Source organism: Kitasatospora sp. NPDC092039 (assembly GCF_044756065.1).
Lineage (GTDB): Bacteria > Actinomycetota > Actinomycetes > Streptomycetales > Streptomycetaceae > Kitasatospora.
On the sequence record NZ_JBIVSD010000007.1, the window covers coordinates 299,186 to 325,822 of the forward strand.

Consider the following 26,637-nt stretch of genomic DNA (forward strand, 5'->3'; position numbering starts at 1 on the left):
CGATCGTCCCGCCCCCTCGGGCAGGCCCTACCGGTGGATCAGACCGCCGGGACCGGGAAGGTCGGGTACTCGACGCCCGAGATGTACTGGACGACCCGGATCACCTGGCACGAGTAGCCGAACTCGTTGTCGTACCACAGGTAGAGGATCGCGTTGTCGCCGTCGACCTTGGTCGCGCCGGCGTCCACGATCGAGGCGTGGCGCGAGCCGATGAAGTCGCTGGAGACGGCGTCGGGCGAGTCGATGAAGTCGATCTGGCGCTTCAGCGGCGAGGTCAGCGAGACGTTCCGCAGGTACTCCAGGACGTCCTCGCGGTTGGTCTCCCGCTTCAGCTGGAGGTTGAGGATCGCGATGGAGACGTCCGGCACCGGGACGCGGATCGAGCTGCCGGTGATCTTCGCCTCGAGGTCCGGCAGGGCCTTGGCGACGGCCGAGGCGGCACCGGTCTCGGTGATCACCATGTTCAGCGGCGCCGAGCGGCCGCGGCGGTCGGCCTTGTGGTAGTTGTCCAGCAGGTTCTGGTCGTTGGTGAACGAGTGGACGGTCTCCACGTGGCCGCGGATCACGCCGTACTCGTCCTCCATCGCCTTCAGCGGCGGGACGATGGCGTTGGTGGTGCAGGAGGCGCAGGACAGGATCTGCTCGTCCGGCTTGATCGTGTCGTGGTTCACACCGTGCACGATGTTCGGGACGTCGCCCTTGCCCGGCGCGGTCAGCACGACCTTGGCGATGCCGGGGCGCAGGTGCTTCGACAGGCCCTCGCGGTCGCGCCAGCGGCCGGTGTTGTCGATCAGGATCGCGTCCTTGATCCCGTACTCCGTGTAGTCGACCTTGGTCGGGTCGTCGGAGTAGATCACCTTGATCTCGTTGCCGTTGGCGATGATCTTGTTGTTCGCCTCGTCGACGGTGATCGTGCCCTGGAACTGGCCGTGGATGGAGTCACGGCGCAGCAGCGAGGCGCGCTTGACCAGGTCGTCGCCGCCGCTGTTGCGCACGACGATGGCCTTCAGCCGCAGGCCGTTGGCCGAGGCCTTCTCGACCAGCAGCCGGGCGACCAGCCGGCCGATGCGGCCGAACCCGTACAGCACGACGTCCTGCCCGGACCGGCGCTCCAGCTTGTTCTCGCCGGTGGCGCCGACGACGGCCTGGGCGGTGAACTCCGCCACCGACAGGCCGTGGTCGTCCGCCTTGTACGTCGCGGCGAGCATGCCGAGGTCGATCTGCGAGGGGCCGAGGTCCAGGGCGGTCAGGGCCTCCAGGAACGGCATCGTCTCGGTGACCGAGAGCTCCTCGCCGGCTATCTGCCGGGCGAAGCGGTGCGTCTTGAGGATGCTGACCACCGACTTGTTCACCAGGGAACGGCTGTGGCACAGGACGGTGACGTCCCGCTCCCGGTGCAGCCGCCCGATGATCGGGATCATCGACTCCGCGATCTCCTCGCGGTTCTTCCAGTCCGTGAACACGTCGTCGTTGACAGTCACAAGTCCATCTTTCGAGCTGAGGGTGTTGCCCACATGGTAGCTTCGCCCGCTCGCGCCCCGACCGCCGGTCCCTCCCCCGCCCTCCCCGCCCGAGCCCCCGACCTGCCCTTTCACCCCCGGCCCCGCCCCCGAAGGTGATCACCGCCACCCTCGGAAGCCGCCCGCGGGCCCCGCCACAGCAGCACGGGCCCGGGTCGGCAAACCGGGTGCCGCGGCCGCAGCCGCCGCAACAGGTCAGCCGTCCGCTCCCGACAACACGGCCAGGACCGCCCTCTTCTCGTGCTCGGGTGCCTTCTTGTCCCGAAGGTTGTTCGTGATGATCGTGGGAATCATCGACGTATCGAGCTCGAGCGACCTCAGGGTGTAGACATCGTTCCCACCCTCGCGGCCCGTGACGATGTCGAGACCCAACTCTCGGAGTTCGCGCGTCCGACGCTCGGTGTGGACGGAGTCCCTGGTCACCACGCGCAGGAAGGCCGCGCTTACGGGCTTCGTGAACCGCCCAAGGAGAATCGCGAACAGCTCCTCATGCGTGCGGCTGCCATAGGGCACCGTCAGGTAGCGCGCAGGAACCCGTTCCCCGTACTCCGCGGCCATGCGGTCGGCGAGCTGTGCGCGAAGGTCCGCGAAGGTGTCGCACTCCGCAGGCAGGTTGGTCCGCACGAGGGCTTGCATGGATTCCGCCAACAGGCGCTTCGCGTACAGGTAGGCGTCCAGGAGGTCCTGCGGATCGGCCTGGTCGTCCCTCAGTTGTTTGAGGACCTCCTCCACCGCGTATTCGGTGTCCGGCTTGAGCCGGTGCCAGTCGCTGACGGGGCTGGTGTCGTGGTCGGGCACAGTCTCACGTCCTATCGTTTCGCCGCAGCCGTGATCGAGCTGTCGGGTGGGTATCGGAGGATGTGCACATCCTCACCGGCGTCCTCGACCGCCTCGAGGTCGTCGAGCCATTCACGGAGGAACTGCTCGCCCTCCTGGTCCGCACGGTTGGCCCGCATGAACCTGACCTGGCTGCCAATCTTCACCCGCGGGTCGCGGGCGACGGCGCCCCGGTTAGCAAGCGAGTCCTGAAGGCTCAATCCAGCGGCGAAGCGACGGATGTCGGACACGAAGTCGAGTACGACCACCTTCTCCTTGCCCGCGGCCAGACGGAGTCCACGGCCGAGCTGCTGGACGAAGATCCGGCGGCTGTGGGTGACCCGTTGGAAAACGACGATGTTGACGTCCGGGACGTCCACACCCTCGTTCAGGACGTCCACGGCGCACAGGATGCCTGTACGGCCGTCCGCGAAGTCCCAGAGGATGCGGTTCCGGGTGGCTGCGTCCACGGCCTTGCCCTGCGCCGTCCGGGAGGCGATCACCTCGGCGCTGGTGAAACCGAGCGCGTTGATCCTCCCCGCCATCCGCTCGGCGTGGTCGATGGTTCCGCAGAAGACGATGCCTCGCGGGTTCTTCTGATCGCCCCAGGCCTCGGCGAGTCGGTCGACGACCGCGTCGTCCCACTCGTCGATGAAGACGGTGCGGTTGATCCCCCGGGGAGTAAGCGCGGGGGCGGTCTCGGCGAGCCCGGCTGCCAGCGCGTCCCAGTCGATGTTGTCGGTGAACATCCGGTAGTCGACGTTAGCGAGGTACCCCTCGCGGAGCCCGCGCACCATGTCGATGTCCACGACCGGGAAGTCGAACCACGTACCCAGGGACTTCCCGTCGGGCCGCCAGGGCGTCGCGGTCATCCCCAAGAGGAACGCTCCGCCGTCAGCGGCTGACAGCTCTCCGAGCACCGCATCGTAGGCCGTGGTCCCGAGATGGTGGCACTCGTCGACGACGACCAGGCCGAACTCGGGGAGTTCGCGCCCCGCCTTGACAGCGGTTGCGACACTGTCCACGCAGGCGAACACAACGTCCAGGTCGTTGAGCGCATCCTTGTCCGGACGCTCGTAGCCGTTCCACACCCCGGTGGCCGCCGATGCGGGGAGCAACGGCCAGAACGCGCGCTCGAGTTGGTAGACGAGCTCGTTTCGGTGCGCGAGGACCAGCGTCCTCGCCCGGGGACGCAGGGCCCGGGCGCGCCGGTGGAACTCAGCCGCCACGAAGGTCTTGCCGAGCCCCGTGGCGAGAACGATGAGTGCGCTTCGCGCACCGTTCACCAACTCGTCCATGAGTCCGTCGACGGCCCGCTCCTGGTACGGGCGGAGCTGGAACCGGTCCGGGTCCTGCAGCGCCGGCGGAGCCTCCAGAACACGCTCCGCCTGTTTCTGCAAGGTGCGCCGGTCCCACAGCTGCAGGGGGATGCCTCTAGCCGCGAGCTGTTCCTGCTGGGCTCTGACCGAAGCCTCGAATCCGTTCAAGCTGACGACGACCGGGATATCCGCGTCGTAGCGCCGACAGGCGTCGACGGTCTGCGCAATGACTTCGGGGCCGACGGGCGAGCGCCAGCGCTTCATCTGGAACAGCCAGCGCCGCCCGTTGAGGCTGCCGATTACGTCGGCTCCGCCGTCGCCGGAGGCCCCGGCGAGCTGGACGCCCGAATAGCCGCGGGCCATGATGAGGCGTTGCACAGTCCGTTCGAAGGACTGCCAGCCGGTCCCGGCGAGGTTGAGGTCGGTGACGATGCGCTGGGTCATGCGAGCTTTCCGACCAGGAAGTCGACGGCCGCCCGCGCGCGGACGACGATGAGCCGCTCCGGCTGGTCGTAGCGGAGGTATGAAGCACAGTCCTCAAGGCAGCGCAGGTACTTGACGCGGAGGTCCTCCTGCAGCTTCCGGGCGATCACCGGGCCGGCCACGCTCTCACTGGGCCACGGGTCCTCCCAGACCAGGCCGCCGAACCAGCCCTCAGCGTGCCGGGCGAAAAAGGCGGTGACCGTCTCGCGGTCACAGTAGCGGAGGTAGCCGCCGGTAGCCTTGAGCCGACCGAGCTCAGTGAGTTCAGCCCCGGACTTGATCATGGAATCAGCGAGCGCCAGCTGCTGGGAGTCGTCGAGCTCGTCATAGAAGCGGTCTGCGTGCGGTGCCAGGAGGATCCGCTCGGTGATCTGGTCGAACAGCGACTTGATGTCGCTCCTGACACTGTCAGCGCTGTCCGTCACCGCGTCACCCCACCCCTTCTTAAGGACCTCTGCCGTGAGCACGGCGGCAGTGTGCCCGGGACGGCTCTGGAGGTTGCGGTGGAGGGAGTGAAGGAACTGGGCCACCTCAGTCGCGATCAGGTACTCCGGCCGCAACCCCATCTCCGTGAACACCGCGTGGGTCGGGTCGATGTAGAGGGTGATCTGCCGGGTGTCCGCGCTGGTGACGAGCGGGACGGCAGCCTGTCCGAAAGCGGGGAGGATCGGACGGTGGGTGGTCCGCACCCGGACGTCCAACGGGCTGCTCGCCTTGCCATCCGCCAGCACGACGGCCAGCTGGTCCGCGCTGAGCTCCTCGGCATCCGCGGACGCTCCGGCCAGCGCCTCAGGGCTGGCGGGGTGGGGTGCGTCCTTGACGTGTCCGCACACCTCGCAGCGCTCCGCCCCTGCCTTGTTCTCCTGGGCACAGAAGGTGCACTTCCACGGCAGCTGCACCTTGAGCACCTGGGACGTGCCGCAGTGCGGGCACGCCGTCGCGGATCGAAGGATCTTCTTGCCACACCCGGCATCCAGGCACGGCTTGCCGTCGAGTACCTCGCCGCAGCCCCCGCACTCCTCAGCTGAGGGGGTGTTCTGGAAGCCGCACTCCGGGCATTCGGGAAGCACCTGGATCGGCGGCTCCCCGGCCGTTTCGACGAGCTCCCACCACCTCGCATCGTCGAAGTAGCCGGGCTCGCGGTTGAGGAAGCGCTGGTAGTAGTCCTCTTCGACGCTCCGGGGGATCCGGTCGGCCTTGCCCTTGGCCGGGTTGTACTTGCCCATGTACATGTCGCCACGACCAAAGTTTCGCACCTTGCGATAGCCCTGGAAGAGCAGCGATACAGGCGAGCTGTTCACCTCGCCGTCGGTCCAGTTGTTCGGTAGCAGCGAACCCCCGCGAAGGAACCGGATGGCCTCCTGCCACTCGTCTGAGGCCTGCTGGAAGTGCTGTTTCTGGAAGTCCACCGGAACCTGGTCGAGGTGGACCTCGCCGACGATGCGGCCGTACTGCTGGTCCACCGGGTACTCGCGCTCGGCACGCCCGGTGGTCTCGTCGGAGAACTCGAAGAACGCCGCCTTCTCCGCCTGGCGGATAGCCCGCCCATTGCGGATCAGGTCGATACCGAAGTCGTTCTGGTCGTCGTAGCGCTGGATGCCCACCCAGCCGTGCACCCGGTGGTTTATCTCCCGGCTCTCCGTCCCGCCGCACCGCGGGCAGGCGCCGTCCTCGCCGAAGTCGGTGCCGTCGTGAAGGCAGCGCCGCGCGCGGCTGATCACCTGGTCGAAGCCGATCCTCGCGGGAATCTTGCCGTGGGCCTTCCGCTCGACGAAGCGCTCCTGCGACCACACGCAGTGCTCGAAGGCCTGGCAGCGCTCGTTGTTCACAGTGATCACCACCGGATTGGCCGCATCCGGCCGCAGCAGAGTGGCATACCGTCGTCCGAGCCGACTGCGCAGCGTCTTCTTCGGCATTTTCGCGAGTTCCCGGATGAAGCCGCTGTTGGCGTCCCCATCGGGCCACCAGCCCCGGATCTCGACGACGGTCCCGTGGCGCAGGCCCTCCGGCTTCTCGATCTGCTCGGCTGCCGCAGAAAATTTCTGGGACTGCATGAGCTCGGGCAGGTCGAGAGTGACCTGGATCGCGTGGTCATCCTCTTCGCGCGCGGAGACCACCCGGGTGATACGGCCGAGCTTCCCAGTGGCGATGTTGAAGCCCATCCCGAACAGGCCGAGGGTGTCGAAATGGTTCTTCGACGTATAACCGGCCCGCATGGAGTCAGCGATCTGCTCCTCGGTAAGGCCCGGTCCGGTATCGCGGACACGGATCATCCCTTCGCCCCGGGCGACCTCGGCCGGCCCCGGGACTTCGATGATCACTTGGCGAACCGCTGAAGGGACGCCTGCGGTGGCTGCGGCCCGGAACGAGTCGATGGCGTTGTCGATGAGCTCGCTGAGCGCGTCGATCGGAAGGATCGGGGTGCGCGTGAGCGCCACGAGCACCTTGGGGTTGGGGGTGATGTCGAGCAGCTTGTGCGCCATCTTCTGGTCGGCTCCGTGTCCAAGTTCAAATGGTGGGCTCGCACCGTCAGCGTAGTGATCTGCAGCGGACGGTCCGGGCGGGTACGCGTGGTCAGGCCTTCGGCTGGACCTGGCGCGCAGCCAGCCGCTGCAGCGGGAGCCGGTCGGTCTCGCCGACGTCACGCACAAGCTGGATGAACCAGGGAGCGACCCAGGTGTCGCTCCGGAACGGCCACTCGCCCTGTGCCAGCGCCGTCCCCGGGTACCACTCCGGAGCGGGCCTGACCTCGGACCGGACCGCTGCGTAGAGGTCCACAGGGGGCTCGTCATCGGCAGGATCGCGGTAACCGAGTTCAGCGGTCACACCGATCAGCCACCACTGGAAGTGACGGCGCCGGTCCGACTCCGCGAGCTGCCGAGCCGTGCGCGTCGTGAGCCCGGCGGCCCGGTACGCCTCCAGGGCCAGGCCGTCCGGCGGCGTAACGATGTGGGCATTGTCATCCGTCACTGCGGGACGTTCCTCCGCACTCCGCTGCGCCACCGCCTCAGCCGCGCGGTCGATCTCGTCGTACGTGGCATTGCTGAGCTCCAGTTTCGGCGCAAGGAACTCCTCAATGCCCTGGAAGAACTGCCGCGGCTGCTCAATGAGCAGTTCCGCGCCCGTACGCTGGCGCAATTCGTCGAAGAGCTGCGGCCACGGCCGCTTGCCACCGTCGTCGAGCTTCTGGTACCAGTCGTCTTTCGTGTCAGCCGACACGAACAGGACCCGTTCCACCTCGGGCGCAGCTGCCTTTTCCAGGATCTCCGCCCAGATGAAGTAGTCGCCGACCTGGTCCAGCGGCGTCCCCTTTCCTTGGTCGGCGAATCCCGGCGGAATCCGGTTCGGGAAACGGAAGGAAAGCGCCTCGTCAAGCCACTGCTGCACCGTCCGGTATTCCGTGGGCGGAGCAATGCGGTCACCGAACAGGGCGGCTACCTTCGGCAGGACGGGATCGTCCGACTTGATGGCAGCCGGCTTGAGGTCATGACCGGACTTCAGCTGCTTGACGTGCTCCTTCAGCAGGTTCTGCCAGTCGCTCAGCAGGCCCTTCACCGCCGCCTCGTTGATCGCCTCGTCCAGGCCCGTCTGGGAGGCATCGTCGTTGGCGTACTTCATCAGCAGGCTCTTCACGTGCTCGCTGGCGTTGAGAACCGCCTGATAGGCCTGCTGGAGGTGGCGGTCGATGGCCGCAGACGCTCCGCTGAGCTCCTTTGCGCGCTCGACGATCACGCGGCGCCGGCCCCTGACGAACTCCTGCCCGACGCGGTACGGGAGCCAGAGGCGGTCGGAAATCTGTTCCAGTGCTGCAATGACCTGGTTCCGCACGCCAGGGTTGTACTCGTACAGGCTGAGCAGCACATTGGTGTCGAGCACGACAAGGGAATCCGAGAAGAAAGCCCTCCGGTCCGCTGTCCCCGAGCCGCTATCGGGGAGGATCCAGCACCTGAACTGCTCCACCATCGGTAGATCGGCCTGGCCCACGCTTCCTCATTCCCTCCCTGCTGCGGGCCCCCATCCTGTCGACGCCGACGGAAACCGTCAAGGCTCGATCACGCTCTGCAGTCTCCGTGATAGTTCCGGCCCGCACCGCCCGGGCTCGGACTCTGCTCACCGGCACGCTGACGAGCCCCCAAGCGTCGCCAGCACGCATCCGGTACGGCTCCCAGGCATGTCCCTCGATGCCCCAGCGCCACCCGAGTACGGCGTTTTGGGCTGTGTCAGTGGTGTCGCCTACGCTTCTGGTTCTGCTGGTGACATCCGTGCAGAGCGGCCTTCAAGCACAATGGATAGCTTCTGGCCCCTGTCGTCAGCAGTAGCAGCGGGTAGTCGGCTGCGAACGGCAGAGGAACACGTCGGCGTCCGCCCAGGTGCGGCGCCACCGAGAGGAGGTCTCATGGCACCTGAGCGCCTTGAGGTGGTCGAGATCTGCGCCGGCGCGGGCGGTCAGTCCCTGGGCCTGCACAACGCCGGATTCACGCACAAGCTCGCCCTCGAGCTCGACCAGAACGCTGCAACGACCCTCCGGCACAACCTCGCCCGGCTCCTCGTGGCCGAGGGCACCAGCCTTGAGGATGCCGATCAGGAGGCCGCATCCATCGTCAAGGTCGGCGACGTCGCCGACAAGGCGCTGTGGGACCCGTACGCGTACAAGGGTGTCGACCTCCTCGCAGGGGGTGTCCCCTGCCCGCCCTTCAGCATCGCCGGCAACCAGCTCGGGGCGACCGACGAGCGGGACCTGTTCGCCTGGGCTGTGCACCTGTGCAAGGACATCCAGCCGAAGGCGCTGCTCCTGGAGAACGTCAAGGGTCTGAGCGGCAACCGGTTCTCCGCCTACCGCCAGCACATCCTCGAGCTTCTCCACGACGCCGGTTACGTCGGCGAGTGGCGCTTGCTCGAGGCCCACCAGTTCGGCGTCTCCCAGCTGCGGCCTCGGTTCGTGCTGGTCGCTCTGCAGAAGGAGTACGCCGCGTACTTCCACTGGCCTGAGCCCTCTGAGGACGCGGCACCCACTGTTGGCGAGCTGCTCAAGGACCTCATGGGAGCCAACGGCTGGGCTCCCGAGCACGTGGCTGCCTGGGTCGAGAAAGCCTCCTCCATCGCGCCCACCATCGTCGGCGGCTCCAAGAAGCACGGCGGCGCCGACCTCGGCCCGACCCGGGCCAAGGCCGCCTGGCGGCAGCTGGGAGTCGACGCGATGGGCGTCGCCAACGCCGCTCCGGACGCCAGCATGGATGGGGACCACCTTCCGAAGCTGACCACCGCCATGGTCGCCCGCATCCAGGGCTGGTACGGCAAGGACTATCACTGGGAGTTCCAGGGCCGTAAGACCACCGTCTACCGCCAGATCGGCAACGCCTTTCCCCCACCCGTCGCCAAGGCCCTCGGCGAGGCGATCGCGAGCGCCCTGCGCAAGGAGGTGAAGCGCGCTGACTCGGTCGAGTCGACGCGCCCCGACCTCGACCCGGTGTACCTGCTGCTCCGCCACCATCCGGACAAGAAGCCCCTCACCGCTCAGAAGCTGGCCGACCTCATTGCGAAGTCCGGCGGCAAGAAGCTCCCCGTGCCGGAGATCGAACGGCGCATCGCCCACATCGAGCGCGATTTCCACGTGGAGAAGACCATCCGCAACAACGGCGAGCTGGCGTACGAACTCGGCGAGTTCAAGGCCTTCATCGGCCAGCAGGACCATGCCCGCCACGACTACTTCGCCCAGCACCGGGGGAAGGTCAGCTGACGGTACCGCCTGTGCGCCGCTGCCGGACGTTCGCGACCACCATCGGTGCACAGGTCTCAGCCGCCTCATGCTCCCAGAACCGCAGGACGAGCCAGCCCTCGGCGGCAAGCCGGGCATCGGTGTCCCGGTCCCGCTGGACGTTACGGCCGATCTTCTCCCGCCAGTAGTCCGGGTTCGTCTTGGGAGGGACGAAGTGCTCGGGGCACCCGTGCCAGAAGCAGCCATCGACAAAAACAGCGACCCTTGCAGGGCGGAACAGCAGGTCTGCGCTGCGCCTCATGCCCTGCAGCGGCTTCGCCGCCACCCGGTAGCGCAGCCCCGCAGCATGGACCAGCCGACGCAGCGCGAGTTCCGGCTGGGTGTCCCGGCTTCGGTTGCCCACCATGCTCCGGCGGTTGGCGGCCGATGACGCCCAGGACCCGGGCGGCGGGGCCCACTGCTGCGGCGGCTTTTCTGGTGTGCCACTGGCCAAGGTATCGGCTCCTGCTGCTCGGAGGACCAGGCGTAGGGCACCACCGCGATCCTCAACTGCTCCAACTATCAGGCGCTACCAGCCTAGTGCTCCCCCTCCCGGCCTCCGCTACCTCCTCGCGCGCCCTCGTTGTTCAGGCGCGGTCGGTCTGCCGGGATCCCAGGTGGATAGGCTGCCGCACGTGATGCTGCCGATGTTCGAGCTCGATGACCCCGCTGCGGACGCGGAGATCCAGGCGGTCAAAGCCGCCCTCTACGTCCTGGACCCAACCGGCCAGACGATGGGCCGCGTGATCCGCGAAACGATCGACCAGTTGCTCGACGGCCAGCGGATGGGCCGCTGGGACTACGAACAGTTGCACAAGACCGAGAAGACTCATCTGGGGACGCTCGTCGAGATCAACATCTACAAGGAGTTCAAACTCGCAGAAGGCAAGAAGGCGGATTACCTCATCTCCGGGATCGAAGTCGACTGCAAATACGCGAAGGGCATCGGCAAATGGGAGATCGGACCGGAGCTGGTGGGCTGCATCTGCCTGGTGATAACAGCCGACGACAAGGCCGGCACATGGCGGGCCGGGCTGGTACGGGCTTCTGAGGAGCACCTCAGGTCCACGGAGAACCGGGATAGGAAGCGACGGCTCAATACCGTCGGAGTTGCGGCTGTGTCCTGGCTCTGGGGAGGCGAGAACAGGCTCGCACCCAACCAGCTGCTACGGATGGACACGGAGAAGCGCACTCGGATCATGTCCGCGAAGAGCAAGGCCAAAGATCAGCACGGACAGGCCCGGATCAATCAGCTCTTCATAGAATGCCAGCGCGAAGTCATCCGCCGGGTGACCCTCGAGACCGTCGGCCACGGACTCAAGGATCCTCTGAAGCGCGCACGCAGCAACGGAGGAGCACGCGACTACCTCCGGCGCCTCGGGATCCTCGTCCTCGGCCACCAGGAGGGCGACCCAGTGGTAGCGCGGATGCTCGGTCTCGAAATACCGGACAAAGGCGAGTTCATCTCCGTACAGGTCATTCCTGCGCCCGAACCGCGTGACAAGCGGCCCGCAGCGCTGATCCAGGGCTCGTACTGGGTCGCCGCCGACGGCGACTACGAACCCGGCACGTGGGCCCCCGAGGTACGCCCGCGGAAGGCGCCGACCGGCGAGGCCTAGAAGTCGCCTTCAGTGCCGCCTCACCCGCGGGTCACACAACGACCGGCCACCCGGAGTCGACCGACGACATGTCCACCGACTGGCAACATCACCGAACGCTGCTTCAACCGGCTCAAACAATGGTGTGGCCTGGCCTCGGCTACGACAAGTCCCGCACGTCCAATCTGCCGCCTCGCCATCGCCTCGGCCCGGTCTGGGCCTGGCCTCTGAAGACACCTCTAGCAGCTAGCCCGGTGGAGTTGCCCGGGGCTCCGCGCGGTGGGGTAATGGGAGGCGGCCGGTGTTCGAGCGGGTGACGAGCAGCCCCGGGAGCTTGGGATGAGCGGTGGGCCGGAACCGATCAGTGCCGAGGGCCTGCGTGCGGTGCAGGAGGAGCTGGCGCAACTGCGGGCGGAGCGGGGGAAGGTGGCCGCGACGCTGCGCGGGGTGGAGCCGGTGGGGGACCGGGCGGATGCGGCGGACGAGTTGCAGCGGGCGTCGGAGGTGACCCGGCTGGACCGGCGGATCACCGAGCTGGAGGCCCGGCTGCGCGAGGCCGAGGTGGCCGGGGAGCCGTCCGCGCGGGTGGTCGGGGTGGGATCGACGGTGACCGTGCGGTTCGGCGACGGCACGGAGGAGACCGTGGAGATCTCGGAGTTGGCGGAGGAGCGGGACCTCACCCTGGTGACCTTCGACAGCCCGCTCGGGAAGGCGCTGCTCGGGCGGCACGCCGGGGAGACGGTGAACTACGAGACACCGGCCGGCGCCGCCAGCGCGATGGTGCTGTCGGTGGGCGGGACGGAATAGCCGAAGCGGAATCGCCGTAGCGGAATAGCCGGGACGGAATCGCGGGAACGGAACAAGCCGAGCGGAACAGCCGGATCGGTAGAGGCCGGAGCGGAATCCCCGATCGCGCTTTCCGAGACGAGCATCCCCCGGGAACACCGGGCCGGGCCATCTGCGGAATTCCCGGGACGGGAACGCTCCTCGGTCCGGCGCGACGGGCGGCCATAGGCGCCGCCTATCAGCTCACAGGAATCACCTCTTTGACGCCCCACCGCGGCGGACCGCACACTGGGACCGCGGAAATCCAGGAATGGCCGAAAAGGCCGGAGAACGGGGCAGGAAAGCGCATGGGCAGCACTGACGAAATGCCCGTGCCCCGCACCGCCCGCTGGCTCCCGGCGGCGGCCGCCGTCGCCGTCGCCGCCTGGGGCGCCAACCAGTTCACCGCGCTGGCCACCGTGTACCGGGCGCGCACCGACTGGTCGGCGCTCTCGTTGGCGGCGATGTTCTCGGTCTACCTGGTCGGCCTGGTGCCCGGTCTGCTGCTGGGCGGCCCCGCGGCCGACCGGTACGGCCGGCGGCGGACGGTGCGCGGCGCGCTGGGCCTGTCCGCCGCCGCCAGCGTCCTGCTGGCGCTGCCGGACGAGCCGTCGGTGTACGCCGCCCGGCTGGCCACCGGCTTCGCGGCCGGACTGGTCTTCCTGGCCGGGACGACCTGGCTGCGCGAGCTCTCCGGGCCCGCCGTCCCGCCCGAGCAGGCGGCCCGCCGGGCGGTGTACGCCACCGGGACGGGCTTCGCGGCGGGCGCGCTGGCCTCCGGGGTGATCGCCGAGTGGCTGCCCGGCCCGACGGTGCTGCCCGAGCTCGCCCACGCGCTGGGCTGCCTGCTGGTCCTACGGGCCACCCGGGGACTCCCGGAGACCGCCCGGAGCCGCCGCCACGCCCCGCCGCCGCACCGCACGGCGGCCGTCCGCCATCCCCGGTTCCGCTACGTCGTCCTGCCCGCCAGTCCGGCCGTGCTCGGCGCCGCCACCGTGGCGTACGTGGTGCTGCCGCCGCTGGTCGCCGACCGGGTGCCCGGCTACGCGCCGCTGTTCAGCGGCCTGGTCGCGGCGCTGACCCTGGCCACCGGTGTGGTCGCCCAGCCCTTCGCCGCCCGGCTGGACGACGCGGACAGCGCCCGGGCCACCCTCACCGCGATGGCCACCGTGATCGCCGGGCTGCTGCTCGGCGCGCTCGCCGCGGCCCGCGACTCGGTGGGCCTGGTGCTGCTGGCCGCCCTCGTCCTCGGCACCGGGTACGGGCTGACGCTCGGCGCGGGGCTGCACGAGGTGGAGCGGCTGACCCCGCGGTCGTCCGGGCCCACCTCCGCCTCGCTCTACCAGAGCACCACCTCCAGCGGCTTCCTCACCCCGCTGCTGCTCGCCGGCACCGCCGGCCACGCGTCCTACCCGGCGCTACTGGCGGGCATGGCGGCCGTCGGCCTGCTCTGCCTGGCGGTCACCGCCGCGCACAGCCGCCGCCACCTGCCCGCCGGAGGGCACGGGGAGGGAGGGACCATGGGGCGCAGGGAGCACGCCGGGAGCGCAGGGAGCCCGGGGAGCCCCGGACGCGCGAGGATGCATCCGTAGAGTCCACACCGACGGAATCCGCACCGACGGAGTCCGCACCGACGGAATCCGCACCGACCGGACCGACACCACCGAGGAGCCGACGACCATGGGCCGAGTGACCGTACCGCGCAGGGTGCTGCGTCTGCGCCAGGGCGCGCCCTCGTACCGTCCCGACACCCTGGCCGCCGAGGAGCCGATGGAGATCCGGGTCGGGGGGCGCCCGCTGACGGTGACCATGCGCACCCCCGGCAACGACTTCGACCTGGCGGCCGGCTTCCTGGTCAGCGAGGGCGTGGTGCACGCCGCCGGGCAGGTGGCCGGCATCCGCTACTGCGCCGGCGCCACCGCCGACGGCGGCAACACCTACAACGTGGTGGACGTGCTGCTCGCCCCCGGCGTGCCCGCCCCCGACGCCTCGCTGGAACGCAACTTCTACACCACCTCCTCCTGCGGCCTGTGCGGCAAGGCCAGCCTGGACGCGGTGCGCACCACCGCGCCGTGGAGCGTCGCCGAGGACGGGCTGCGCGTCACCCCGGCGCTGCTGTCCGCGCTGCCCGAACGGCTGCGCGCCGCCCAGAAGGTCTTCGACAGCACCGGCGGCCTGCACGCCGCCGGGCTGTTCGACGCCGACGGGCGGCTGCTCTGCCTGCGCGAGGACGTGGGCCGGCACAACGCCGTGGACAAGGTGGTCGGCCACGCGCTGCGCGAGGGCCTGCTGCCGGCCCGCGGCACGGTGCTGATGGTCAGCGGCCGGGCCTCCTTCGAGCTGGTGCAGAAGGCCGTGATGGCGGGCATCCCGGTGCTCGCGGCGGTCTCCGCGCCGTCCTCGCTGGCCGTGGACCTCGCCGAGGAGAGCGGACTGAGCCTGGTCGGCTTCCTGCGCGGCGACTCGATGAACGTCTACACCCGCACCGACCGCGTCGACACCACCGGCACCACCGGCACCACCGACATCGGTACCGGGACCGGTACCGACCGCGTCGGCACCGCCCGGGAAGACGGCTAGATGCTCTTCCGCCAGCTCGAGTACCTCGTCGCGCTCGCCCGCGAACGCCACTTCGCCCGCGCCGCCCAGGCCTGCCACGTCTCCCAGCCCGCCCTCTCCGAGGCCCTGCGCAAGCTGGAGGACGAACTGAAGGTGCTGCTGGTGCGGCGCGGCCGCAGCTACCAGGGGCTGACCGCCGAGGGCGAGCGGATCGTGCTCCGGGCGCAGCGGATCCTGGCCGACCGGGACGCCCTGCGGGACGAGGTGGACGCGCTGCGCACCGGCCTGAGCGGACGGCTGCGGATCGGCTCGGTGCCGACCGCCTCGGGCGCAGTCCCACTGCTCACCGGGCCGTTCTGCGCCGCCCACCCGCTGGCCGCCGTGGAACTCTCCACCGACCTGCGCTCCGACGAACTCCTGCGCCAGGTAAGGAACTTCGAGATCGACGCGGGCATCACCTACCTGTCCGGCCTGGGCACCGACGACCTGCGCGCGCTCCCGCTCTACGAGGAGCGGTACGTCCTGCTGACCGGCCCGGCCGACGAGCTGGCCCGCCACCCGCGGGCGACCTGGGAGGAGGCCTCCCGGCTGCCGCTGTGCCTGCTGCACCCGGGCATGCAGGGCCGCCGGGTGCTGGACGAGGTGTTCGCGGGCCTCGGGCTGGAGCCGACGCCCCGGGTCGAGACGGACTCGGTGGCCTCGCTCTTCGCCCACGTCCGCACCGGCCACTGGGCGAGCATCGTGCCGTACGCCTGGCTGCACGTGTTCGGCGTGCCGCACGGGATGCGGGCCGTCCCGCTGACGGAACCGGCGCACAGCGCGCCGATCGGACTGGTGATCGCCGCCCGGGAGCCGGGCTCGGTAATGGCCCGCGCGCTGCTGGAGGTCGCCCGGCGCACCGAGGTGGCCGCCCTCCTCGGCAGCCTGCCGGAGGCGTGAGCACCCGGCACAGGAGCCCCGGCCGCCCCGTGTCCGAACGCCCCGACCGCCCCACGTCCGAGAGCTCCGGCCGCCCGACGCGCGGGGCCCGACCACCCGGCGTAGCCTCGACCCCGACATACCGGGGTCAGGCCCCGTGCGACGGAAGGCGACCACCGTGACCACCTCCGACGACGCCCTCACCACTCCCCCGCCAGAGCCGACGGAGGACGTCGGCCCCTCCCCCGCCGGCCGGCCCCACGCCGAGCCGTACCACCACCCGGCCGCCGGCTGGGGCGCCGCCAGGAGCGTCACCCGCTTCCTGGTCCGCGAGGGCGCGTACCTGGACGGGCCGCGGGCGGTGATGCGGATGAACCACGAGGACGGCGGCTTCGACTGCCCCGGCTGCGCCTGGCCCGACGACACCAAGGGCCTGCACCTGGACATCTGCGAGAACGGCATCAAGCACGTCACCTGGGAGATGACCCGCAAGCGGGTCGGCCGGGAGTTCTTCGCCGCCCACACGGTGACCGAGCTGTCCGGGTGGAGCGACTTCGCGCTGGAGGACCAGGGCCGGCTCACCGAGCCGATGGTCTACGACCCGGCCACCGACCACTACGTCCCGATCAGCTGGAAGGACGCCTTCGAGCTGGTCGGCCACACCCTGCGCGGGCTGGACGATCCGAACCGGGCCGCGTTCTACACCTCCGGCCGGCTCGGCAACGAGGCGACCTTCCTCTACCAGCTGATGGCCCGCGAGCTGGGCACCAACAACCTGCCCGACTGCTCGAACATGTGCCACGAGGCCAGCGGCCGGGCCATGCAGGCCGCGCTCGGCACCGGGAAGGGGACGGTCGACCTCAAGGACTGGGAGGTCACCGACGCGCTGTTCATCCTGGGCGTCAACGCGGCCTCCAACGCGCCCCGGATGCTCACCTCGCTCGCCGAGGCGTACAAGCGCGGCGCACAGATCGTGCACGTCAACCCGCTGGTCGAGGCGGCGGCGACCCGGACGATCATCCCGCACGACTTCACCGACATGGCGCTGAACCGGTCCACCCGCACCAGCACCCTGAACCTCCAGCCGCGGATCGGCGGCGACATGGCGCTGCTGCGCGGCATGGCGAAGGCGGTCCTGGAGCAGTCCGCGACCGACGAGCGGGCGCTGGACCGGCTGTTCATCGACCGCCACACCTCCGGCTTCGAGGCCTACCGCGACGTCTGCGCGGCCACGCCCTGGGAGGAGATCGAGCGCCAGAGCGGGCTGGACCGGGCCGACATCCTCAAGGCGGCCCGGGTCTACCGGGAGGCCGACCGCTCGATCTTCAGCTGGTGCCTGGGCGTCACCCAGCACGAGCACGGCGTGGACACCGTCCGCGAGATCGTCAACCTCCTGCTGCTGCGCGGCAACCTGGGCCGCGAGGGGGCCGGCCCCTCCCCGGTGCGCGGACACAGCAACGTCCAGGGCAACCGCACCTGCGGCATCGACCACCGGCCCACCACCGGTTTCCTGGACCGGCTCGCCGAGGTGTGCGGGATCGAGCCGCCGCGCGAGCACGGGCTGGACACCGTCGGCACGATCGAGGCGATGCTGCGCGGCGACGTCACGGTGTTCGTCGGCCTGGGCGGCAACTTCGCGCTCGCCGCGCCCGACACCCCGTACACCCACCGGGCGCTGGAGTCCTGCGAGCTGACCGTCCAGGTGAGCACCAAGCTGAACCGCAGCCACCTGGTGCACGGGCGGCGGGCGCTGATCCTGCCGTGCCTGGGCCGGACCGAGAAGGACCACCAGCGGGCCGGGGTGCAGTCCACCTCGGTCGAGGACTCGATGAGCATGGTGCACCTGTCGGTCGGCATGAAGCGCCCGGCCTCGCCGCACCTGCTCTCCGAGCCCGCGATCATCGCCGGGATGGCCCGCGCGGCGCTGCCGGACAGCCCCACCCCGTGGGAGTGGTACGTCGAGGACTACGACCGCATCCGCGACACCATGGCCCAGGTGCTGGACGGCTTCGAGGACTTCAACCGCCGGGTGCGGCTGCCGCTGGGCTTCCGGATCAAGCAGCCGGCCCGCGAGCTGGTCTTCGGGACCCCCTCCGGCAAGGCCGAGTTCTCCACTGCCCCGCTGCCCGACGTCGTCCCCGAGCCGGGCACCCTGGCGCTGGGCACGATGCGCTCGCACGACCAGTGGAACACCACCATCTACTCGGACGACGACCGCTACCGGGGCGTCCGGAACCTGCGCACCCTGGTGTTCATGAACCGGGACGACATGCGCGAGCGCGGCCTGGCCGAGTTCGACCGGGTGGACGTCACCAGCACCGCCCGGGACGGCAGCACCCGCTCGGTGCACGGCTTCCTGGCCGTTCCGTACGACATCCCGCGCGGCTGCGCGGCCGGGTACATGCCGGAGCTGAACGTGCTGTGCGCGATCGGCGACTACAGCACCCAGAGCGACCAGCCGATCATGAAGCACCTGAAGGTGACCGTCACGAAGGCCTAGGTCCGCGTCAGTCGGACGGCTGGGGCGTCCAGCGGTGCAGGCCCTTGCGGTCGTAGTAGCGGGTCATCCCGAAGCCGAAGAGCAGGGCCAGCACCGCGCCGACGCCGATCATGATCCAGCCCCGGGTCAGCCCGGCGTCGGCCCGGGCGTCGAAGAAGAGGATCGCCCGGATGCCGTCGCTGAGCTGGCGCATCGGCTCGAAGACGCTCAGGAAGCGGTAGAAACCGGGCACCGCCTGGAGCGGGATGGTGGCGCCGGAGGAGGGCAGCGCCAGCGCGATGAAGACGAACATCGACACCAGCTGCCCGATCCCGCCGAACGCGGCGTTGATCGCCTGCACCCCGAGGCCGACGGCGAGGCTCGCGCAGTAGGAGAAGATCCAGAGCAACGCCTGGTGCGGGGCGTCCATGTCCAGGACGCCGACCGAGCAGAGCAGCACCAGCGAGCTGGTGAGCAGCGTGATCCCGGCGGTCATGACCATCTTGAGCAGCAGGGTCTGGGTGCGGCTGATCGGGACGGTCGGGCGGCGGGTGTGCCAGGGGCCGATCTCGCTGTCGCTGTAGCCGAGCGCGCCGTCGACGCCGTTGTGGATGATGTTGCCGCCGATGAAGCCGGTCAGCACGGCCAGCAGGGTGTAGTAGAAGGCGCTCAGGCCGAGCCCGCTGTGGCCGCCGATCGGGTGGCCGACCTGGGTGGTGACGGCGATCGGGTCGGCGAGCAGCAGCCGGGCGGTGGCACCGGTGTCGGGGCCCGGGGCGCCGGAGGCGGGCACGGCCGCGAGCAGCTGCTTGCCGGCCGCCAGTGAGGCCTGGTGGGCGGCGTTCTGGGCGATCTGCGCGGCGATCGAGGCGCCGAGGCTGCCCATGCCGGGGTTGGTCAGCACCGTCACGGCCGGCCGTTCGGTGGCGCCGCCGGCGGCCAGCGCGGTGACGTCGGCGCTGAAGCCCTTCGGGACGACCAGCGCGCCGTAGACCTTGCCGGAGGCGAGCTGCTCGCGCAGTCCGGCCGCGTCCACCCGGCGCCAGTCGACGGTGCTGCCGGGCGTGCCGGCCACCACCGCGGCGGCCAGCCGGGCGCCGAGCGGCTCCGGCTGGCCGGGTGGCGGCGGGCCCTGGTCCTCGTTCACCAGGGCGATCGGCAGCCGGTGCAGATGGCCGCTCGGGTTGATGATGCCGCCCATGTAGAGCAGCGAGAGGAGGACGGCCAGCAGACCGCACAGGATGCTCGGGAAGAGCCACAGCTTCGGGTGCCGGGCGAGCGTCAGCGCCCGCGCCTGCCGGGGAGACCCCTGGGAGTCTGCGGTCGCCATGCCACCCCTCGGGTTCGGGCACAACCTGGTGCCGCTGCGGGTACGGCGGGAAGTCCTTCCGTGGCGGACGGACGGCCAAACCCGCGTCACCCGGGTGGCGGCCGCGCGGGTCCGCACGGAGGTCCGGCGGCGGACGGCGGGACGGCTCGGCCGGACGACAGGCCGACGGCAGGGACGGTGGCAGGTTGGCCGCAGGGGCGGCGGCAGGTTGGCGGCAGGGGCGGGGAAGCCGCCGGAACGTTCCCGAGGACCGTTCCAGGGAGGCACGAATCCGCAGGTCAGAGGGGGTGGAACCGTTCCAGCGTCCCGACTCGGCCGGGAAGCCTGGCGGACCGGGGGGACGGCCGAGCAGAGTTCAGCCCAGCGGTCGGCGCCGATGGCCCGCCGCCCGGTCCACTCCTTCATCCGCATCCGTTACGGGGGAACCTCCATGTCCGCTCGCCGTGCCGTGTCCGCTCGCCGCGCCCTGTTCGTCCCGGCCGCCCTCGCCCTGGGCGCCGCCCTCACCCTGACCGCCTGCCAGTCCGGCGGCGACGGCGGCGAGGCGAAGCCCGCCCAGTCCGCCGCGTCCGGCGCCCCGGCCAGCACCGGCACCAGCACCGGCGCCGCGCCGGACGGCACGGCCGGTGCCGGTGCCGCACCCGCCGCCCAGCCGGCCGCCGGCGCTCCCGCCCCGGCCGCCGGTGCCCCCTCCGCCGCGGCGCCCGCCGCCGGCACCTCGGCCCGCCCCAAGAACCCCGCCGCCTCCGCCCCGGGCAGCGGGGGCGGGGCCGGTGGCGCTGGCGCTGGCGCTGGCGCCGGCGGTGAGGCCTACGCCTACTCCCACCCCTGCGAGGCCAGGAGCCTGACCGTCAAGGTGACGGCCCGGGCCGAGGCGCCCACCCAGCGGGTGATCGAGGTGCGCAACCAGGGCACCACCGCCTGCGGCCTGAGCTACTACCCGCTCGTCAGCCTCGGCGACTCGAAGGCCGCCGACCACGGCAAGGACGTCACGCCGCTGGTGCCGAGCGGGCTGGGCGGCGCCCCGGCCTACGCGGTGGCGCCCGGTCAGACGGCGTACGCCGTGCTGGACCTCAACCCCGGCGGCGGCGGGGCGGCCGGCGTGGACCAGCTGAACGTCCTGCCCGACGGCGAGCACATGCCCACCGCCGAGACCCGGAACTTCCCGCTGGGCGCCGGCGCGAAGGCGGGCAGGCCGAAGCTCGGCCTGTACGGCGCCACCGTCGCCGAGGCGGCCGCCTCCGCCGCCACCGCCGACCGGCAGGCCTGACCTGGCCCGCTGCGCTCCCCCTGGGCCGGGCCTGCGCCCCGGGTACGGGTACCGTGATCCGCGGATCAACGGCATCCCGGGCCGGGCCGGGGTGGGGGAAGGGCGGCACATGAGTGTGGAGACCGAGGAGTTCGCGGCGATGCTGCGCGAGCTCAAGGAGCGTTCGGGCCGCAGCTACGGCGCCCTGGCCACCCGGCTGCACGTCAGCACCTCCACGCTGCACCGCTACTGCAACGGCGCCGCGGTGCCGACCGAGTACGCGCCGGTGGAGCGGCTGGCCCGGGTCTGCGGGGCGGGCGGCGAGGAACTGGTCGAGCTGCACCGCCGGTGGATCCTGGCCGACGCGGCCCGCCGCCGGGAGGCTTCCCCGGCGAGCGCTCCGGCGGCCGCAACGGCGCGGCCCGCACCGACCGCCGAGCCCGCCCCCGCACCGCAGCCGGCCTCGGCCGCGGCTCCGCCGGCCCCAGCGGCTCCGGCCCCCGCGGCCCCGCCCGAGCCGGGCGCCGCCGCCGCACCGGAGGAGGAGGTGACGACCGTGCGGCCCGTGGCCCCGACCGCCGAACCGCGCCGCCGCGCCCGCAGGCGGGTGCTGCTGAGCGCCACCGCCGTGGCCGCGCTGGCCACCGTGGTCTCGGTCCTCGTCCTGCGCCACACCGGTGACACGTCGGACCGCTCGGCGACGGGCGTGTCCGGGCCGGCCCTCGCCGCCACGGCCGCGCCCACCGGCACCCCGGCCGCGACCGTCCCCACGCCGACCGTCCCCACGCCGACCGACCCGGCCGCGACCGGGCCCGCCACGGCCGTCCCGCCCGCGGCCGCCTCGACGCCCGCCGAGGGGCATGCGCCCGCCCCCTTCCGCGTCACCGTCCTCACCGACAACTGGGGCAGCCCCTGCGGCCAGTGGTTCCTGTCCTCCCGCACCCCCGCCCAGGTGGGCCCGCCCCCGGACAGCACCGCCGGGATCGAGCGCTGGGCGGCCGCCCAGCACGCCGTCCCGGCCGGCCACCTGCGCCTCCAGCTGACCGCCCAGGGTTCGAGCACCACGCCCGTCGTGCTGCTCGGGGCGAACGTGCGGGTGGTCAGCACCCAGCCCGCCCCCAAGTGGAACGCCTACACCCCGGGGGCCGGCTGCGGCGGCGAGCTCACTCCGGCCTCCTTCTCGGTGGACCTCGACGCGGCGCAGCCCCGTGCCCTCCCCGCCCCGGGCCGGGAGGGCACCCGGAAGACCCCGCCGACCGACTTCCCGTACCGGGTCTCGAACAGCGACCCGCAGGTGATCGAGGTGGACGCCACCACCCGCGCCTCGGACGTCAGCTGGTACCTCGACCTGGTGTGGAGCAGCGGCGGGCAGCAGGACACCCTGACGGTGGACGACCACGGCCGTCCGTTCCGTACGGCGGGCCTGCAGGGCGCGCCCGGCTACTTCCACGACGGCAGGGCCTGGGCGCCGACCCCGACCGACGGCTGAGCCCGGCTCGGCCGCCCCCTGGCCCATGTCAACGGTGTTGGCATAACCTCGCCGGATGACCGACCGCGTAGTCCCCGAACCGCAACGGCGTCGGCGCCGCCCCACCCGGCAGGGCGTGGTGCTGTCCGCCGGGCTGATCGTCGACACCGCGATCCGGCTGATCGGCGGGCACGGCGCCGAGGCCCTGACGGTGCGGCGGCTCGGCGCCGCGCTCGGCGCCGACCCGAGCGCGGTCTACCGCTACTTCCACAGCACCGACGACCTGCTGCTGGCCGTGGCGGACGAGCTGATCGGCCGCGCCCAGCAGGGCTGGCGGCCCACCGGCGACTGGCGCGCCGACCTGCGCGCCATCGGCCTGCGCATCCACGCCAGCTACCAGGCCCATCCGCAGGCGGCCATCCTCGCCGCCCACCGCACCACCGGCCGCACCCACGAGATCGCCGCCGTCGAGGCGATCCTCGGCGTGCTGCGCACGGCGGGCTTCCCGGACCCGGAGGCCGTCCGGATCTACCACGCCTTCGTCGACCAGAGCCTCGGCTTCGCCGCCCTGGACGCCGCCACGCTCGCCCTCCCGGCCGCCGCCCAGAACGCCGACCTCCAGGTGTGGCAGGCCTCCTACGCCCGGCTCGACGCCGCCGACCACCCCCACATCGCGGCCACCGCCCACCTGCTCACCGCCGACATGCGCCGCAGCGGGTACCCGTACGCCCTGGACCTGCTGCTGGAGGCCGCCGAGGCCCGGCTGCGGGCCTTCGGCGGCTGAGGAGGGCGGCGGGGCGAGGCGCCGGGGTCCCGCCCGGCCCACCGGCACGACACGGCACGGCACGACGGACCCGGGTACGCGCGGGCCGCCGGTGGCGGGCCCCCGTGCGCCCACCACCGGCGGACCGTCGCCGCCCTCGCCGACCGGTTCAGTCCGCCGCGTGCACCAGCTCCCCGCCGACGTAGGTGCGCAGCACCCGGGCGCTCGCGATCTCCTCCGGCGGCCCGGTGAGGATGTCCCGGTCGAGCACCACCAGGTCGGCGAGCCGCCCGGCCGCCAGCACCCCGGCGTCGTCGTGCCCGTTCACGTGGGCGCTGCCGGCCGTGTACGCGGCGATGGCGGAGGCCAGGTCGAGCCGCTGCTCGGGCAGGAAGACCCGGCCGTCGGTGGCGCCCGGCTCCATCCGGTTGACCGCCACGTGCAGCCCCTCCAGCGGGTCCGGGCTGCTGACCGGCCAGTCGCTGCCCGCCGCCAGGGTGGCGCCGGCCCGCTGGAGAGCGCCGAACGGGTACTGCCAGGCGGCCCGTTCCGGCCCGAGGAAGGGGATGGTCAGCTCGTCCATCTGCGGTTCGTGCGCGGCCCACAGCGGCTGGATGTTGGCGACGGCGCCGAGCCGGGCGAAGCGCGGGAGGTCGTCCGGGTGGACGACCTGGAGGTGGGCGAGGTGGTGCCGGGTGCCGCGCCGGCCGTTGGCGGTGCGGGCGGCCTCGACGGCGTCCAGCGCCTCGCGCACGGCCCGGTCGCCGAGAGCGTGGAAGTGCACCTGGAAGTCGAGCGCGTCGAGTTCGGTGACGTACCCGCGCAGCGCCGCCGGGTCGACGAAGCTGAGGCCGGAGTTGGCGGTGGCGCAGCCGCAGCCGTCCAGGTACGGGGTGGTCATCGCGGCGGTGAAGTTCTCCGCGATGCCGTCCTGCATGATCTTCACCGAGCCGGCCCGGAACCGCCCGTGGCTCAACTCCTCGCGTCGCCGGACGAGTTCGGGGATCTGTTCGGCGCCCCGGTCGCGGTCCCACCAGAGCGCGCCGGTGACCCGGGCGGTCAGCGCGCCGGAGCGGGCGGCGGCCAGGTAGGCGGTGGACGGGTCCGCCATGCCGTTGAACTCGCCGAGCAGCGCGTCCTGCCAGCCGGTGATGCCGAGCGAGTGCAGCAGCCGCTGGGCGCGCAGCAGCCCGTCGAGGCGGTCGGCTTCGGTGGTGGGCGGCAGCAGCCGGGCGACCAGGGCGGTGGCCCCCTCCTGGAGCGTGCCGCTCGGGGTGCCGTCGGCGTCGCGCTCGATCCGTCCGTCGGCCGGGTCGGGGGTGTCGGCGGTGAGGCCGGCGAGTTCCAGCGCCCGGGTGTTGGCCCAGGCGCCGTGGTGGTCCCGGTTGGTCAGGTAGACCGGCCGGTCGGGGACGACGGAGTCGAGCAGTTGCCGGGTCGGCAGGCCGCCCTCGAAGCTCTCCATCGACCAGCCGCTGCCGGTGATCCACTCCAGCTCGGGGTTGGCCTCGGCGTACGCCCGCACGCGCGCCAGGTAGTCGGCGACGCCGACCGTCCCGGTGAGGTCGCAGGACGCCAGCTCCGCGCCGCCGCCCACCGCGTGGATGTGCGCGTCCTGGAAGCCGGGCAGCAGCAGCTTGCCGGTGAGGTCGACGACCTCCGTCCCCGGCCCGATCAGCTCCCGGACCTCGTCGTGCCCGACGGCGGCGATCCGCTCGCCGACGACCGCCAGGCCGCTCGCCCGGGTGCGGGCCGCGTCGCCGGTGTGGACGGGGCCGTGGGTGAAGACCAGATCGGCCTGGGTCATGGGTGGTGCTCCGTTCTCGCGTGGTGGTGCCCGGTGTTGCGTCGTACGGGTGTCACTCGGCCGCCGCGCCCTCCCGCAGGAAGTACGGCGAGCGCCGCCGCCAGCGGGCCCAGGCCGCCGCCGGCAGCCCGCTGACGATCATCATGATCACCACGGACAGCTCGAACCAACCGTTGTCGGCGGCGAGTTCGAAGTGGTCCGTGGAGTCGTAGAAGGTCCAGGCGAGGTAGCCGCCGACGGCCAGCAGCGCCGCCGCGCCCAGCAGCGGCCCGACCACCGCGCGCAACCCCTCCAGCAGGCCGGTGCGCAGCAGGTGACGGAACCGGACGGCGGCGGCGACGGCGGTCAGCGCGTAGTAGAGGGCGACGACGATGCCGATCGCGTTGACCGCGGCCGAGATCAGGTCGTTGACGGTCGGGATGGCGATCGAGGCCAGCGCCAGGGCGACAGCGACGCCGGTGATCAGCAGGGTGCCGACGGCGGGCGTGGCGTGCCGGGGGTGCAGCCGGGTCCAGACCGGGCCGAGCACCCGGTCGCGCCCCATCGCGTACATCCCGCGCGCGGTCGGGATCACCGAGGACTGCAGCGACGCCACGGCGGAGAACATCAGCGCGATCAACGGCAGTGCGGCCAGGGGCTGTTCGGCGAGCTTGGTGCCGAAGTAGGTCAGCCCGTGGGCGCCGTTGTCGGCCAACTCGTTGATCGGCAGCACCCGTTGGAAGGCGGTGCCGGCGAGCAGGAACAGCGCCAGCATCACCACCAGGGCCAGCAGGCCGCCGCGGGAGGCGTCCCGCGGGTCGCGCACCTCCTCGCCGACGCTGAACACCGACTCGAAGCCCCAGTAGCAGAACACCGCCAGCACCATGCCCTGCGCGACCGCGTCGAAGGAGGGGATGTCGAAGGGGTTGTACCACTGGAGCGAGAACGGCTGGTCGCCGGCGAACAGCCCGTAGCCGCAGAAGCCGAGCAGCACGACGTACTCGAAGACCAGCAGCGACTTCTGCAGCCGCGCCGCCAGGTCCAGCCCGCGCACCGCGACCACCGCGGCGCCCACCAGCACCACCAGGCCCAGCAGGGTGCACTGGACGGTCGAGTCGGCGTCCAGCCGCAGCCCGGCGACGCTGCGCACGTGGGCCTGGTCGAGCAGCTGGATGACCGAGGAGCCGGTGACGGTCGTGGTGTACGCCATGAAGACCACGGTCCCCACGGTGTTCACCCACCCGGTCAGGAAGCCCAGCCAGGGGCTGAGGGTGCGCCCGACCCACCGGTAGCTGCTGCCCGCGTCCGGCTCGACGGCGTTCAGCCGCCCGTACCCGCCGGCGATGGCGAGCACCGGCAGGAAGGCCAGCAGCATGATCGCCGGGAGGTGCAGGCCGACCACCCCGGCCATCAGGCCCAGGCCGATCCCGATGCTGCTGGTGGCGGCCGTACTGGAGGCGGCGATCGCCGCTCCGTCCAGCAGGCCGAGCGACTTGCGCATCGCGACGTGGGAGCCTCGCGCATCGCTTCTCGGGCCGCCGCCCGTGTCCTTCACCGTCGATGCCAACGGATCACCGCCTTGGTCGTGGGGTGCGCGTGTGGGGGAACGCCCGCACCGGTCGCAGGGGGTGACGCGGGCGGGAAGTGCAGCCATGAAACCGGCGGTGCCGCAACACGTCAATGCCGTTGTCATAAGCACGAACACCTGGAGCCGCCCGGAACCACCCGGAACCCCGAGGGGCCCGCCGGTCGTCCGGCGGGCCCCTCTT

19 protein-coding genes are annotated in these 26,637 nt (G+C 71.4%); 10 read left to right on the forward strand and 9 right to left on the reverse strand.

Annotated elements, in window-relative coordinates; translation table 11 throughout:
• Positions 1-38: 38 nt before the first annotated feature.
• The 5 genes from ACIQI7_RS17120 to ACIQI7_RS17140 form a co-directional block, all read right to left on the reverse strand.
• Entirely contained in the window at positions 39-1,481 is a 1,443-nt protein-coding gene (locus ACIQI7_RS17120; protein WP_401110339.1) for a glyceraldehyde-3-phosphate dehydrogenase, read from the reverse strand.
• 234 nt (positions 1,482-1,715) lie between these two features.
• A complete protein-coding gene (locus tag ACIQI7_RS17125) occupies positions 1,716-2,318 on the reverse strand; it encodes a hypothetical protein (RefSeq protein ID WP_401110342.1) in 603 nt (200 codons plus the stop codon).
• 11 nt (positions 2,319-2,329) lie between these two features.
• Positions 2,330-4,099, reverse strand: a complete 1,770-nt coding sequence (locus ACIQI7_RS17130) for a DEAD/DEAH box helicase family protein (RefSeq protein ID WP_401110344.1) — start codon at positions 4,097-4,099, stop codon at positions 2,330-2,332.
• Positions 4,096-6,621 carry an ATP-binding protein gene (locus tag ACIQI7_RS17135; protein ID WP_401110346.1) on the reverse strand — a complete coding sequence of 842 codons (2,526 nt, stop codon included), beginning with the start codon at positions 6,619-6,621 and terminating at the stop codon, positions 4,096-4,098. The genes ACIQI7_RS17130 and ACIQI7_RS17135 overlap by 4 nt, the downstream gene beginning before the upstream one ends.
• 91 nt (positions 6,622-6,712) lie before the next feature.
• On the reverse strand, positions 6,713-8,122 hold the full coding sequence (locus ACIQI7_RS17140; RefSeq protein WP_401110349.1) for a PIN-like domain-containing protein: 1,410 nt from the start codon (positions 8,120-8,122) through the stop codon (positions 6,713-6,715).
• Positions 8,123-8,534: 412 nt separating this feature from the next.
• Between ACIQI7_RS17140 and ACIQI7_RS17145 the strand changes: the two genes are divergently transcribed.
• Positions 8,535-9,875: a DNA cytosine methyltransferase gene (locus ACIQI7_RS17145; RefSeq protein WP_401110352.1), complete on the forward strand. Its 1,341-nt coding sequence runs from the start codon at positions 8,535-8,537 to the stop codon at positions 9,873-9,875.
• Here the strand turns inward: ACIQI7_RS17145 and ACIQI7_RS17150 are convergent.
• Positions 9,868-10,347, reverse strand: coding sequence for a very short patch repair endonuclease (locus tag ACIQI7_RS17150; RefSeq protein WP_401110354.1), 480 nt, complete (start codon positions 10,345-10,347; stop codon positions 9,868-9,870). The genes ACIQI7_RS17145 and ACIQI7_RS17150 overlap by 8 nt on opposite strands.
• A gap of 184 nt (positions 10,348-10,531) precedes the next feature.
• Here ACIQI7_RS17150 and ACIQI7_RS17155 point away from each other — a divergent pair, with 184 nt between their 5' ends.
• The 6 genes from ACIQI7_RS17155 to ACIQI7_RS17180 all read left to right on the forward strand — a co-directional run bounded on the left by ACIQI7_RS17155 (position 10,532) and on the right by ACIQI7_RS17180 (position 18,293).
• Complete coding sequence (locus ACIQI7_RS17155; RefSeq protein ID WP_401110504.1) at positions 10,532-11,512, forward strand: NaeI family type II restriction endonuclease; 981 nt, start codon at positions 10,532-10,534, stop codon at positions 11,510-11,512.
• A gap of 318 nt (positions 11,513-11,830) precedes the next feature.
• Positions 11,831-12,298 (forward strand): GreA/GreB family elongation factor, encoded by a 468-nt coding sequence (locus tag ACIQI7_RS17160; RefSeq protein WP_387758666.1) that lies wholly within the window; start codon positions 11,831-11,833, stop codon positions 12,296-12,298.
• A gap of 326 nt (positions 12,299-12,624) precedes the next feature.
• On the forward strand, positions 12,625-13,908 hold the full coding sequence (locus ACIQI7_RS17165; RefSeq protein WP_401110357.1) for an MFS transporter: 1,284 nt from the start codon (positions 12,625-12,627) through the stop codon (positions 13,906-13,908).
• Between the two features lie 88 nt (positions 13,909-13,996).
• Positions 13,997-14,896 carry a formate dehydrogenase accessory sulfurtransferase FdhD gene (fdhD, locus tag ACIQI7_RS17170; RefSeq protein ID WP_401110360.1) on the forward strand — a complete coding sequence of 300 codons (900 nt, stop codon included), beginning with the start codon at positions 13,997-13,999 and terminating at the stop codon, positions 14,894-14,896.
• Positions 14,897-15,814 (forward strand): LysR family transcriptional regulator, encoded by a 918-nt coding sequence (locus ACIQI7_RS17175; RefSeq protein ID WP_401110363.1) that lies wholly within the window; start codon positions 14,897-14,899, stop codon positions 15,812-15,814.
• Positions 15,815-15,971: 157 nt separating this feature from the next.
• Complete coding sequence (locus ACIQI7_RS17180) at positions 15,972-18,293, forward strand: FdhF/YdeP family oxidoreductase (protein ID WP_401110366.1); 2,322 nt, start codon at positions 15,972-15,974, stop codon at positions 18,291-18,293.
• Between the two features lie 7 nt (positions 18,294-18,300).
• On the opposite strand, the gene ACIQI7_RS17185 is transcribed toward ACIQI7_RS17180, so the two are convergent.
• Positions 18,301-19,602, reverse strand: coding sequence for a YhgE/Pip domain-containing protein (locus ACIQI7_RS17185; RefSeq protein WP_401110369.1), 1,302 nt, complete (start codon positions 19,600-19,602; stop codon positions 18,301-18,303).
• 430 nt (positions 19,603-20,032) lie between these two features.
• Between ACIQI7_RS17185 and ACIQI7_RS17190 the strand changes: the two genes are divergently transcribed.
• The 3 genes from ACIQI7_RS17190 to ACIQI7_RS17200 all read left to right on the forward strand — a co-directional run bounded on the left by ACIQI7_RS17190 (position 20,033) and on the right by ACIQI7_RS17200 (position 23,103).
• Positions 20,033-20,872, forward strand: a complete 840-nt coding sequence (locus ACIQI7_RS17190) for a DUF4232 domain-containing protein (RefSeq protein ID WP_401110372.1) — start codon at positions 20,033-20,035, stop codon at positions 20,870-20,872.
• A gap of 109 nt (positions 20,873-20,981) precedes the next feature.
• Positions 20,982-22,340, forward strand: a complete 1,359-nt coding sequence (locus tag ACIQI7_RS17195; RefSeq protein WP_401110375.1) for a helix-turn-helix domain-containing protein — start codon at positions 20,982-20,984, stop codon at positions 22,338-22,340.
• 55 nt (positions 22,341-22,395) lie between these two features.
• Positions 22,396-23,103, forward strand: coding sequence for a TetR/AcrR family transcriptional regulator (locus ACIQI7_RS17200; RefSeq protein WP_401110378.1), 708 nt, complete (start codon positions 22,396-22,398; stop codon positions 23,101-23,103).
• Between the two features lie 148 nt (positions 23,104-23,251).
• Here ACIQI7_RS17200 and ACIQI7_RS17205 read toward each other — a convergent pair whose 3' ends face one another.
• Together ACIQI7_RS17205 and ACIQI7_RS17210 are read right to left on the reverse strand one after the other, a co-directional pair.
• On the reverse strand, positions 23,252-24,889 hold the full coding sequence (locus tag ACIQI7_RS17205) for an amidohydrolase (protein ID WP_401110381.1): 1,638 nt from the start codon (positions 24,887-24,889) through the stop codon (positions 23,252-23,254).
• 52 nt (positions 24,890-24,941) lie between these two features.
• Positions 24,942-26,369: an APC family permease gene (locus ACIQI7_RS17210; RefSeq protein WP_401110384.1), complete on the reverse strand. Its 1,428-nt coding sequence runs from the start codon at positions 26,367-26,369 to the stop codon at positions 24,942-24,944.
• Positions 26,370-26,637: the final 268 nt, after the last annotated feature.